Annotated in this window: 9 protein-coding genes; 2 read left to right on the top strand and 7 right to left on the bottom strand. The window is 74.1% G+C overall.

What is annotated here, in order from left to right; translation table 11 throughout:
• The first annotated feature begins 13 nt into the window (after positions 1-13).
• The gene (locus D1J63_RS29225) at positions 14-733 is read left to right on the top strand and encodes a winged helix-turn-helix domain-containing protein (protein WP_125632981.1); all 720 of its coding nucleotides are present in this window, start codon (positions 14-16) and stop codon (positions 731-733) included.
• A 91-nt stretch (positions 734-824) separates the two neighbouring features.
• The gene (locus D1J63_RS29220) at positions 825-1,799 is read left to right on the top strand and encodes a DMT family transporter (protein WP_125632979.1); all 975 of its coding nucleotides are present in this window, start codon (positions 825-827) and stop codon (positions 1,797-1,799) included.
• 999 nt (positions 1,800-2,798) lie between these two features.
• Here the strand turns inward: D1J63_RS29220 and D1J63_RS29215 are convergent.
• The 7 genes from D1J63_RS29215 to D1J63_RS29185 all read right to left on the bottom strand — a co-directional run bounded on the left by D1J63_RS29215 (position 2,799) and on the right by D1J63_RS29185 (position 12,393).
• Complete coding sequence (locus tag D1J63_RS29215) at positions 2,799-3,896, bottom strand: Zn-dependent alcohol dehydrogenase (protein WP_125632977.1); 1,098 nt, start codon at positions 3,894-3,896, stop codon at positions 2,799-2,801.
• 65 nt (positions 3,897-3,961) lie between these two features.
• Positions 3,962-5,350, bottom strand: a complete 1,389-nt coding sequence (locus tag D1J63_RS29210) for an aldehyde dehydrogenase family protein (protein WP_125632975.1) — start codon at positions 5,348-5,350, stop codon at positions 3,962-3,964.
• Positions 5,351-5,471: 121 nt separating this feature from the next.
• Complete coding sequence (locus D1J63_RS29205; RefSeq protein ID WP_125632973.1) at positions 5,472-6,809, bottom strand: ABC transporter ATP-binding protein; 1,338 nt, start codon at positions 6,807-6,809, stop codon at positions 5,472-5,474.
• Positions 6,810-7,044: 235 nt separating this feature from the next.
• Positions 7,045-7,254 (bottom strand): hypothetical protein, encoded by a 210-nt coding sequence (locus D1J63_RS29200; RefSeq protein ID WP_125632971.1) that lies wholly within the window; start codon positions 7,252-7,254, stop codon positions 7,045-7,047.
• The gene (locus D1J63_RS29195) at positions 7,251-8,504 is read right to left on the bottom strand and encodes an MFS transporter (protein ID WP_125632969.1); all 1,254 of its coding nucleotides are present in this window, start codon (positions 8,502-8,504) and stop codon (positions 7,251-7,253) included. Before D1J63_RS29195 ends, D1J63_RS29200 begins: the two co-directional genes overlap by 4 nt.
• A gap of 29 nt (positions 8,505-8,533) precedes the next feature.
• Positions 8,534-10,027 carry a citrate:proton symporter gene (locus D1J63_RS29190; RefSeq protein WP_125632967.1) on the bottom strand — a complete coding sequence of 498 codons (1,494 nt, stop codon included), beginning with the start codon at positions 10,025-10,027 and terminating at the stop codon, positions 8,534-8,536.
• Positions 10,028-10,149: 122 nt separating this feature from the next.
• Positions 10,150-12,393: a molybdopterin oxidoreductase family protein gene (locus D1J63_RS29185; protein WP_125632965.1), complete on the bottom strand. Its 2,244-nt coding sequence runs from the start codon at positions 12,391-12,393 to the stop codon at positions 10,150-10,152.
• Positions 12,394-12,428: the final 35 nt, after the last annotated feature.

Genomic DNA, 12,428 nt, shown 5'->3' with positions numbered 1-12,428 from the left:
TCATCCTGGACGCATGACCGAGAGGGACAGGAACACCGAGGCACCCGGCCTCGCCCGGCTGGCCGGGCTGATCGCCGACGAGACGCGGGCCGCCTGTCTGCTGGCCCTGCTGGACGGGCGGGCGTGGACCGCCGGTGAGCTGGCCCGGCACGCCGGGGTCGCCGCGTCGACGCTCAGCGAGCACCTGGGCAAGCTCGTCGCGGGCGGGCTGCTCGCCGAGGAACGGCAGGGGCGGCACCGGTACGTGCGGCTGGCCGACGACCGGGTCGCGCAGCTCGTGGAGGACCTGGCGGCCCAGGTCGCGCCCGAGGCCGCCGCCCGGCGTCCGCGCACCCTGCGGGCGTCGAGCGCCGGGTCCGCGATGGCCCGGGGACGCACCTGCTACGACCATCTCGCGGGGCGGCTCGGCATCGCGGTGACCGACGCGCTGACCGGGCGCGGGCTGCTGCGCCAGGACACGGGGTTCGCGCTCACGGACGCGGGGCTCGGCTGGTTCGACACCGCCGGGATTGCGCTGCGGCCCACCGGTCGCCGGCCGCTGGCCCGGGCCTGCCTCGACTGGACGGAACGCCGTCCGCACCTCGCGGGCGTGGCGGGCGCGGCCCTGTGCCGGCACGCCCTGGACGCGGGCTGGTGCCTGCGCATCGGCTCGGAGCGGGCGGTGAAGGTGACACCGGAGGGTGAGCGAGCGCTGTCCGAACTGCTGGGCATCGACGCGGAGTCGCTGCGCTGAGCGCGGCCCCCGTCCGACGCCGACCACTCGGACCGGCTCACCGTCCGAAATCCGCCAGCGGGAGCACCTCCCGCTGCCTAGCCTCAGGAGCATGATGAGCAGCACCCGCACGTCTTCTCCCGCCCCCTGGCACCGTCGCCCCGAGCTGCTCGCGGCCGGCGCGGCCACCGTCACCGTCGTGCTGTGGGCCTCCGCCTTCGTCTCCATCCGCAGCGCGGGCGAGGCGTACTCACCGGGCGCGCTGGCACTCGGCCGGCTGCTGGCGGGCGCGTTGACACTCGGGGCGATCTGCCTCGTGCGCCGCGAGGGGCTGCCGCCGCGCTCGGCCTGGCGCGGGATCGCGATATCCGGCCTGCTGTGGTTCGGCTTCTACATGGTCGCCCTGAACTGGGGCGAGCAGCAGGTGGACGCCGGTACGGCCGCCCTGGTCGTGAACGTCGGGCCGATCCTCATCGCGCTGCTCGGCGCCCGGCTGCTGGGCGACGCGCTGCCGCCGCGGCTGCTGGCCGGGATGGCGGTGTCGTTCGCCGGTGCGGTGACCGTGGGCCTGTCCATGTCGGGCGAGGGAGGCTCCTCGCTGCTCGGGGTGGTGCTGTGCCTGCTGGCCGCGGTGGCGTACGCGGGCGGAGTGGTCGCGCAGAAGCCCGCGCTGGCCCACGCGAGCGCCCTTCAGGTGACGACGTTCGGCTGCCTGGTCGGGGCGGTGCTCTGCCTGCCGTTCACGGGTCAGCTGGTGGCGGAGGCGGCCGACGCTCCCGTCTCCGCGACGCTCAACATGGTCTACCTGGGCGTGTTCCCGACGGCGCTGGCGTTCACCACGTGGGCGTACGCGCTGGCCCGTACGACCGCGGGCCGCATGGGCGCGACCACGTACGCCGTGCCCGCCCTGGTCGTGCTGATGTCGTGGCTGGCACTGGGCGAGGTGCCGGGCCTGCTCACGCTGGCGGGCGGCGCGCTGTGCCTGGCGGGCGTGGCGGTGTCCCGCTCGCGCAGGCGCCCGGCCGCACCCTCGGAACACATCGAGCCCGCGACGGAACCGCGCCGCGAGGACGCGGGACGGATCTAGGCACCGCCCCGCGTCCCGCACGAGAACACCAGCGGCCCTCAGCGGCCCGCGAGTGCGGCGCACGCATCGCCCGGTCACGAGACCTTCCGGCCGTGGACCGGGCGGCGCGCACCGGCCCCGGCCCGGGGCCCGTGGCACGGGCCGAGAGGGCTGGAACGGCTCACGAAGACGCACGGCCGCGCCCCTGACCCGGGCGTGACGCCGACGTGGACCCGGCGGCCCACGACCGCCCCATCCCCCAGCCCGGCACAGGGCCCGTAGCACGGGCCGAGAGGGCTTGAGCGACTCACAAAGACTCACGCCCGCGCCCCTCGCCCGGGCGTGACGCCGACGTAAACCCGACGGCGCACGACCGCCCCATCCCCCGCCCCGGCACAGGGCCCGTGGCACGGGCCGAGAGGGCTGGAACGGCTCACGAAGACGCACGGCCGCGCCCCTCGCCCGGGCGTGACGCCGACGTAAACCCGACGGCGCACGACCGCCCCATCCCCCGCCCCGGCACAGGGCCCGTAGCACGGGCCGAGAGGGCTGGAACGGCTCACAAAGACGCACGCCCGCGCCCCTCGCCCGGGCGTGACGCCGACGTAAACCCGACGGCGCACGACCGCCCCATCCCCCGCCCCGGCACAGGGCCCGCGGCACGGGCCGAGAGGGCTGGAGCGACTCACGAAGACGCACGGCCGCGCCCCCGGCGCGGGCGTGACGCCTGCGTGGCCCCGGCGGTGTACGGCCGCCCCCTCCCCGGAACCGGACCGGACCACGACGGTGCCCTCGGCGGAAGACGCTGGCCGGGTCCATGGGGCAGTGGATCACGCCGCGACCCGGGATGTCGGCGAGCCTCGATCGGCCCCCGGTGCGGCCCACGCCCGACCGTGGCACGGGCCGGCGAAGCCCGCCGGGGCTGCCGGCCCGCAGGAGGAGCCCCTCGGCTCCGCGCCGTGCCCGGCCTGTCCGGCTCCGTTGCGGCGGCGGGGGATTCGGCGAGTCGTCGAGCGGGGGCTAGAACACCACCAATGCCCGGCCGCCCTTGCCCGCCAGCATGTTCTCGAAGGCTGCCGGGATGCCGTCGAGGGCGATGCGTTCGGTGACCAGGGCGCCGAGGTCCAGGCGGCCGGCGCGGGCGTGTTCGGCGAGGACCGGGAGGTCGCGGGCGGGGTCGGCGTTGCCGTAGACGCAGCCGGAGAGGGTGCGGCCCCAGTGGAAGATCTCCAGGGCGTTGAAGGTGACCTGCTGGTCCTTGCCGCCGATGCCGACGACCGTGGTGCGACCGCCGCGCCGGGTGGACTCCCAGGCGGTGCGGATGGTGGCCGCGCGGCCCACGCACTCCACGGCGACGTCGACGCCCTGCTTGCCGGTGAGGGCGCGGATCTCGCGGGCGGTGGTGTCGGAGGCGAGGAGGTAGTCGGTGGCGCCGGCGGCGCGGGCCAGCTCCTCCTTCTCGGGGGACACGTCGACGGCGACGATCTTCGACGCGCCCGCGATCCGCGCCGCCTGGAGGGTGGCGAGGCCCACTCCCCCGACGCCGAAGACCGCGACCGTCTCGCCCTCGCGGACCTTCGCCGAGTGGTGGACGGCGCCGTAGCCGGTGAGAACGGCGCAGCCGAGCAGTGCGGCCTCGGTGAGGGGGATGCCGTCGGGAGCGGGCAGGAGGCAGGACGCGGACACGACCGTCTCCTCGGCGAACGCGGCGACGTTCAGGCCGGGGTGCAGGTCGGTGCCGTCGTCGGCGCGGTGGGCGTGCACGTTCGCCGCGCCGGTCAGGGCGTTGGCGCACAGCCACACCTCGCCGAGCGAGCAGGCGTGGCAGGTGCCGCAGGACGGGGCCCAGTTGAGGACCACGTCGTCGCCGGGGGCCACGTGGGTGACGCCCTCGCCCGCGGCGACGACGGTACCGGCGCCCTCGTGGCCGAGGACGGCGGGCAGCGGCACCCGCATGGTGCCGTTGGACAGGGACAGGTCGGAGTGGCAGACCCCGGCGGCGGCGAGCTTCACCCGGACCTGCCCCGGGCCAGGCTCGGGCAGCTCGATCCCGGTGACCTCCAGGGGGGCGCCCACGGCGGGGACGACGGCGGCACGGACTGCGGTACGGACGGCCATGAGGTGAAGACTCCCCTACGGGCTGGAAGCGGGCTGGAATCGGGCTGAGGGCGGGCTGAAGCGGGCTAGAACTGGAGGGACTTGGTCTGGAGGTACTCGGCGAGCCCGTGGGCGCCCAGTTCGCGGCCCACGCCCGACTGCTTGTAGCCGCCGAAGGGCGCCACCGGGTTGAACCGGCCGCCGTTGATGTCGACCTGCCCGGTGTCCATCCGGCGGGCGAAGGCGACCGCCTCGGCCTCGTCCCCGGCCCAGACGGCGCCGGCGAGGCCGTAGACCGTGCCGTTGGCGATGCGCAGGGCGTCGTCCTCGTCCTCGTAGCGGAGGATGGACAGGACGGGCCCGAAGATCTCCTCCTGGGCGATGGTCATCTCCTCGGTCACGTCGGCGAAGACCGTCGGGCTCACGAAGTACCCCTGCTCGCGCGGGGCTTCGGGGCCGCCCGCGACCAGGCGCGCCCCCTCGGCGACGCCCTTCTCGATGTAACCGCGCACCCGCTCCCGCTGCTTGGCGTTGACGACGGGGCCGATCCGGTCGCCGTACTTCGCGGCGGCCTCGGCGGCGAGCGACACCGCCTCGTCGTACTGGTCGCGGTGGACGAGCATGCGGGTCCATGCGCTGCACGTCTGGCCGGAGTTGGACATGACGTTGGCGACGCCGACGTTGACCGCCCTGGCGAGGTCGGCGCTCGGGAGGATGACGTTGGCGGACTTGCCGCCGAGTTCGAGGGCGACCCGCTTGACGGCGGCACCCGCGGTGGCGCCGATGCGGCGGCCGACGGCGGTGGAGCCGGTGAAGGAGACCAGGTCCACGCCGGGGTGTTCGGCGAGCGCCTGGCCCGCGACCGGGCCGAGGCCGGTGACCAGGTTGAAGACACCGGCCGGGACGCCCGCCTCGTGCACCGCCTCGGCGAAGAGCTGCGCGACGAGCGGGGTGTCCTCGGCGGGCTTGAGCACGATCGTGCAGCCGGCCGCCAGCGCCGGGGCGACCTTCGCGACGATCTGGTGGAGCGGGTAGTTCCAGGGGGTGATGGCGCCGACCACGCCGACCGGCTCGTGGTGGACGACGGACGTGCCGACCTTCTCCTCGAAGGCGTACGTCGCCGCCAGCTCTGCGTAGGAACCGGCGACCGCGATCGGGACGGCGGCGTGCACGGCCTGCGAGAGCTTCGGCGGGGAGCCCAGTTCGGCGGTGACCGTCTCGGCGATCTCGTCCTTGCGTTCCACCAGTACGTCCCGCAGGGCGGCAAGGCGTGCGGCGCGTTCGGCGGGCGGGGTGGCGGCCCAGCCGGGCAGGGCGGCGCGGGCGGCCCGTACGGCGGTGTCGACGTCCAGGGCGTTGCCCGCGGGGACGCGGCCGATGACCTGCTCGTCGGCCGGGTTCACGACGTCGATCGTGTCCCGGCCGTCGGCGGGGCGCCAGGCTCCGTCGATGTACATGCCGTCGTGTGCCTTCATCGCGTTCCTTCCGGGCGGGCCTCGTCGTCAGCCCCAAACTAGCGCCGATAGTTTTACGGCACCAGGGGCTCCCACGATGGTGGCGCGGCTCACCCTCCCGGCGTGCGGAATCCCGGCCGGATCACTCCTCCAGCTCGGGCAGCCGCGCCGGGGCCGGGCAGATGCGGTCGCCGTGCTGGTCGAAGACGAACAGGTGGGCGAGGTCGACGAGGAGAGGCACCTGCATGCCGTGGCGGAGGTCGATGTCGGGGGTGGTCCGGACGATCAGGTCGCCGGGCAGGCGGCCGTCGGGGGCGGCGACCGCGGGTTCGGGCTCCTCGGGTTCGTCCATGACGACCACCGGCCCGGCACGCAGGACGCCCGCGCGTTCCCGCAGCCGCTCCAGGACCGTGCCGTCGCGACGGCGGCGCCTGTCCGGGCGGGTCGCCACCCGCGGGGCCTCCAGGTCGGGCACGACGGCCGGCTGCGAACCGGTGTTGAAGTGCACCAGGACCTCGTGGCCCTGGAACTCGACGTGCTCCACGAGCCCGGTGAGCAGCACCTCGCCGGGGCGGGCGGACGAGGGCTTCGCGATCCGTACGGCCTCCGAGCGCAGGCCCACGATCACCTCGCGGCCCTGCTGGACGCGGAGCAACTGGTGGTCCAGGGAGAGCGGTTCGGGCAGCCGCAGGAACTGCTTGCCCAGGCTGATCGTCATCGCCCCGTCCAGCGGGGCGCGCACGAGGCCGCGCAGCAGGTTGATGCGCGGGGTGCCGATGAAGGCGGCGACGAAGACGTTGCGGGGCAGGGCGTAGACGGCGCGCGGGGTGTCCACCTGCTGGAGGACGCCGCCGCGCAGGACGGCGACCCGGTCGCCCAGCGACATGGCCTCGGACTGGTCGTGGGTGACGTAGATCGTGGTGACGCCCAGCTCCCGGGTCAGCCGGGTGATCTCGGCGCGCAGGTGGTTGCGGAGCTTGGCGTCGAGGTTGGACAGCGGCTCGTCCATCAGGAAGGCGGTGGGGTGGCGGGAGATGGCCCGGCCCATGGCGACCCGCTGGCGTTCGCCGCCGGAGAGCTGGGCGGGGAAGCGGTCGAGCAGGTCCTCGATGCCCAGCATCCGGGCGGTGGCGTCCACGCGCGGGGTGTGGTCGGTCTGCGGGTCCTCGACGCGCAGCGGGAAGCCGATGTTCCCGCGGGTGGTCATGTTGGGGTACAGGGCGAAGTTCTGGAAGACCATCGCCATGCGCCGTTCGGCCGGGAGCAGGTCGTTGGCGTACGCGCCGTCCAGCGTCAGCTCCCCCTCGGTGATCTCCTCGAGCCCGGCGATCATGCGCAGCACGGTCGACTTGCCGCAGCCGGAGGGGCCGAGCAGGACGAGGAACTCGCCCGGCGCGATGTCCAGCGACAGCCGGTCCACCACGCGGACGCCTCGCGCGTAGGTCTTGCTCACGTCGTGCAGGGAGATGGCGCGTGTCATGGAGGTGCCCCCGGGGGCTCACTGAGCGCTTGTGCTCCGCGGTCGGACGCCCTCGTGCGGGTCGTACGGGGCGTGTGAGTCACGGAAGTTAACGGACCGTGCCCGGCCGGGGGAAGACACCGGACCACAACTCGGCGCGAACGTCCATCTGGTGAGAAAGCGGACGGCCGGATTCAGGGCTCGGGGCGTCTCACGGGGTGATCACAGCGGGTCGGCCGCCGGTTCGGCCTCCGGATCAGCCGTCCGACGAGCCTTCCGGGTCGCCGCCCCGGCCGCGGTTGCCGCCGGACCGGCCGGACGCGCGCACCAGTTCGCCGGCCGCCAGGGTCGCCGTCGCCACCGCGCGCGTCCACGGCGGGCCGCCGCGGGCCGCCCACACGACGCAGGCGCAGCCGCCGGCGACGAGGAGCAGGAGGACGGAGAGAATGATCAGGACCACGTTCATCCCTTCGCTTGCCGGCACGGGCGGCCGTCGGCGGCCCGGTCCGGGACATCATGCCCGACCGCCGGACGCCGCCGGCCGGCCACGTCCACCGAAGGTGCCCGCAGGGCGACGCCCGAGGAGAGCAGGAGGAGGGCGCCCAGCATCACGAACGGCGCGGCCACGCCCGCGACGCCCGCGATCAGACCCGCGGCGGCGGGTGCGGCGACCTGGCCGAGACGGTTGCCGGTCAGGCGCAGCGCGAGAGCCGTGGAGCGCGCCTCGTCGGGGGCCGCCTGCACGACCGTCGTCATCGACAGCGGCTGGCCGACGCCCAGACAGAAGCCGAGGACGACCAGCATGGCGGCGAGCGCCCACACCGGCACCGGCAGCGCGACCCCGGCGCACAGCAGCGCGGCCAGCAGGCACGTCGTCGTGAGCAGTACCGTGCGGCCGAGCAGCCGCAGCAGGGGCGTCAGCACGAGCCGGCAGGCGATCGTCGCGGCGGCCCGCAGGCTGAGCAGTACGCCGATCACGGCCGGGGAGATCCCCCGGTGCTCGCCGACCACCGGCAGGTAGGCGGTGAGGATGTCGGTCGCGGAGAGCACGGAGAGGCTGATCATGATGCCCGCGGGCACACCACGGGCCCGCAGGATGCTCCCCACGGGAACGCGCGCACCCTGTTGCGTACGGGACTTGGCGGCCCCCGGGTGCTCGATGCGCCACAGGGACGTGAAGGCGACCGCCGCTCCCGCGCCCGCCACCACCAGGGCGAGCGCGCTGCTGCCGGCCATGTCGGGGCCGCCGATCAGCGCGCCCGCGGCGATCGGGCCGATCAGCTGGCCGAGCGAGGCGCCGATGGTGAAGTGACCGAAGTTGCGGTCCTGTTCGTGCGGCGCGGACTGGCGGGCGACGAGCGACTGGGCGCCGATGACGAAGCAGAGGTGCCCGAGGCCCATGACGCCGCTCCACAGGGCCATCGCCCACAGCGACCCGGCGACGCCGCTCAGCGCGCAGCCCCCGGCGACGAGCACCACCCCGACGGGCAGCAGCGGCGCGCAGCGGCCGTGGTCGGTGCGCCGGCCCAGCGGAACGGCGGCGAACAGCGGCAGCAGCGCGTACACACCGGCGATGACGCCGACGGCTCGTTCGTCGGCGCCCAGCGCGAGCGCCCGGTAGGAGACGGCGGGCCGGGCCATCGACACCGCCCCCTGCGCGAAGCCGAAGGCGATGACGAGGCGGAGCAGCCAGCCGCGGTTCCCACCGGGCGCCATGATCGTGTCCCTTCCTGATGATCCGACGGTCAGATGATGCCGAACAGAATGCCCGCCGCGAGAATCACCAGGCTCGTCAGGACGGCCCACTTGACCACGAACCGGGTGTGGTCGCCGAACTCGACCTTGGCCATGCCGACCAGGACGTACACGGCCGGCACGAGCGGGCTGGACATGTGCAGCGGCTGGCCGACGATCGAGGCGCGGGCGATCTCCAGCGACGACACGCCGTGCGCCTGGCCGGCCTCGGCGAGCACCGGCAGGACGCCGAAGTAGAAGCCGTCGTTCGACATGAAGTAGGTGAGCGGCAGGCTCAGCAGGCCGGTGACCAGGCCCATCTGCGGGCCCATGCCGTCGGGAATGGTGTCCACGAGCCAGTTGGCCATGTGGTCGACCATGCCGGTGCCGGTGAGGACGCCGGTGAAGACGGCGGCGGCGAAGACCATGCCGGAGACGTTGAGGACGTTGTCGGCGTGGGCCGCGATGCGGGCCTTCTGGTCGGGGATGTGCGGGAAGTTGACCGTGAGCGCGAGCGCGGCACCGATCAGGAAGAGCACCGGGATCGGCAGCAGCTCCATGATCATGGCGGTGAGCAGTGCGACCGTGAGCAGCGCGTTGAACCAGTACAGCTTGGGGCGCAGGGTGGGCCGGTTCGGGTCGAGACCCTTGAAGTCGTCACCGGACTCGGCGTCGGACTCACCGGCGGACCCGCCGGCCCCGGCGTCCCGGTCGGCCGCCGCGCCGGAGCCGCCCGCCGCACCGCGAGCCGCACCGGAGCCGCCCGCCGCACCGGCACCGGCACGCGCACCGGATGCCCCGGCGGCCGCACCCGCGCCGACCAGCACCGTCTCGCTCTCGTGTTCCTGCTCCCGCTCCTGCTCCCGCACCAGCGGCCCGTCCAGCGACAGCGTGCCCACCCGCCTGCGCTCACGCAGACCCAGCACGTACGCCAGGACGACGACCGCGACCAGGCCCACGGCCAGGGCCGGGATCATCGGGACGAAGATGTCGGTGGCGTCGACCTTCAGCGCGGTGGCGGCGCGGGCGGTGGGGCCGCCCCAGGGCAGCGTGTTCATCACGCCGTTGGCCATCGCGGCGACGCCGGTCATCACGACCAGGCTCATCTTGAGCCGCTTGTACAGCGGATACATCGCCGAGACCGTGATCATGAAGGTGGTGGAGCCGTCGCCGTCCAGCGAGACGATCGCGGCGAGCAGCGCCGTGCCGACGACGATGCGCATCGGGTCGGCCTTGCAGAACTTCAGGATGGCCCGGACGATCGGGTCGAAGAGCCCGACGTCGATCATCACACCGAAGTAGACGATCGCGAACATGAGCATCGCCGCGGTGGGGGCGAGGCTGGACACGCCGTCGATGACGTAGTCGCCCAGATGGGCGCCCTTGCCGACGAACACGCAGAACAGCGCGGGAATCAGCACGAGCGCCGCGATCGGCGACATCTTCTTCATCATGATCAGGACCAGGAAGGTCGCGATCATGGCGAAGCCGAGGATGGTCAGCATGAGTGAGTACCTAACGTTCGCCCTTGAACATCCCACCGGGCAGGCGGTGCGAGCGACGTTAGGTGGCGTGCTGGAGCGTTAACAAGACGTTGACATGCGAGCAATAAGCGCAAAACTCCAGGTCACAGCCGTGCACCGGTCAGCGGGGTCAGCTCGACGGGTACGCCGTTGAGGACGGCGTTGCCCGAGAGCGGGTCGAGCGTGCCGCCGTCGAGGAGCTGGTTGACGTTGACGCCGGGATCGCCGGCGGCGTGGGTCTGGCGGGTGCCGGGCCGGTCGTGGCCCCAGCCGTGCGGGAGGCTGACCACGCCGGGGCGCACGGTGTCGGTGACCTCGGCGGGCGCGGTCACCGCTCCTCCCGCGCCCTTCACGCGGACGGGCTGCCCGTCGCGCACGCCGAGCCGTGCGGCGTCCTCGGGGTGGAGGTGCAGGGTGCAGCGGTTGGAACCGCCGGTGAGGACCGGGATGTTGTGCATCCAGCTGTTGTTGGAGCGCAGGTGGCGGCGGCCGACGAGGACGAGCCCGGCGGGACGCTCGTCCCGGGCCCGGGCCAGGCGCGGCAGGTCGGCGGCGATCGGCTCCGGCAGCAGCTCCACCTTGCCGCTGCGGGTCTTCAGCGGCTGCGGCAGGCGTGGGCGCAGCGGGCCGAGGTCGATGCCGTGGGGGTGGGCGAGGAGGCGGGCGAGGGTGAGACCGTCCGGCCGGGCGCCGAAGCCGTCGCCGTAGGGGCCGAGGCGGAGCATCAGATCGAGGCGCCGCTCGGGGCCGTTCTCGCCGGTGAGCAGGGCGGTGAGGTCGCCGGGGTCGCGGCCGTGCACGGGCGAGTGCGGCTCGCGCACGGCCTTGGCGAGGGTCTGCTCGATCACCATGGCGTCGACGGCCGCGGGATCGGTGCCGTGCGCCCCGGTGACGGCCAGGGTGAGCCGGGCGAGGATCTCCGTCTCGGCCATCCTGCCGGGCTCCAGGGGGACCGCGGGGCGGGTGTAGCGGACCTGGTTGCGCACGGCGAGGGTGTTGAAGGCGAAGTCGTGGTGCGGACTCTGGGCGGGCGGGGGCGGCGGCAGTACGACATGGGCGTGGCGCGAGGTCTCGTTGAGGTACGGGTCGACGCTCACCATGAAGTCGAGGGCGCCCAGTGCCTTGTCGAGCCGGTCGCCGTCGGGGGCGGACAGCACGGGGTTGGCGGCGACCGTGAGCAGCGCGCGGACGGGCTCGCCCGCGCCGGTGGCGGTGTCGATCTCCTCGGCGAGCGCGGACAGCGGCAGTTCGCCCTTGGCCTCGGGGTGTCCGCTCACCCGGGAGTGCCAGCGGCCGAGCGCGAAGCCGCGGCCGGGCCCGGCGGGGCGCGGTGTCCGGTCGGTGGCGGCCTGCGGGAAGAGGGCGCCGCCGGGCCGGTCGAGGTTCCCGGTGAGGATGTTGAGGACGTCCACGAGCCAGCTGGCGAGGGTGCCGTGCGGGACGGTGCAGCTGCCGATGCGCCCGTACACCGCGGCGGTGGGGGCGGCGGCGAGTTCGCGGGCGAGGGCGCGCGTCACGTCGGCGTCCACGTCGCAGGCGGCGGCGACGGACTCGGGGGTGAAGTCCCGTACGGCTTCGCGGACTTCGCCGACGCCCGTGACGTGCGGGGCGAGGGCGCCGAGGTCGACCAGGTCCTCCTCGTAGAGCACGTGGGCCATCGCGGCCAGCAGCAGCGCGTCCGTGCCGGGGCGGATGGCCACGTGCCGGTCGGCGAGCTTGGCGGTGCGGGTGCGGCGCGGGTCGACGACCGTGAGGGTGCCGCCGCGGGCCCTGAGCGCCTTGAGCCGGCCGGGGAAGTCGGGGGCGGTGCACAGGCTGCCGTTGGACTCCAGCGGGTTGGCGCCGATCAGCAGGAGGTGGTCGGTGCGGTCGAGGTCGGGCACGGGGATGGCGTTCGCGTCGCCGAAGAGCAGCCCGCTGGAGACGTGCTTGGGCATCTGGTCGAGCGTGGACGCGGTGAAGAGGCTGCGGGTCCCGAGAGCGCCGAGCAGGACGTTCGGGTAGAGGGCGCCGGCCATGGTGTGGACGTTCGGGTTGCCGAGGACCACGCCGACGGAGTGCGGCCCGTACCGCTCGACGACCGGCCGGACGCCGGCGGCGACCGCGTCGAAGGCCTCCTCCCAGGTGGCCTCGCGCAGGACCCCGTCCCTGCGGACCAGGGGCGTGCGCAGCCGGTCGGGGTCGGAGTCGACGGCCCCGAAGGAGGCGCCCTTGGGGCAGATGAAGCCGCGGCTGAAGACGTCGTCGCGGTCTCCGCGGGCCGCGGTGACCGTGGTGCCGTCGACGGTGAGGGCCAGGCCGCAGGTGGCCTCGCACAAGGGGCAGATACGCAGGGCGGTGCGGGACACGGGTCCTCCCGTAGGGGGGCGGTGGCGCTCGTCCC

Source organism: Streptomyces sp. KPB2 (genome assembly GCF_003950055.1).
Lineage (GTDB): Bacteria > Actinomycetota > Actinomycetes > Streptomycetales > Streptomycetaceae > Streptomyces > Streptomyces salinarius.
The sequence above is the reverse complement of the archived record's forward strand: the minus strand, read 5'-3'. Positions and strand labels throughout refer to the sequence as shown.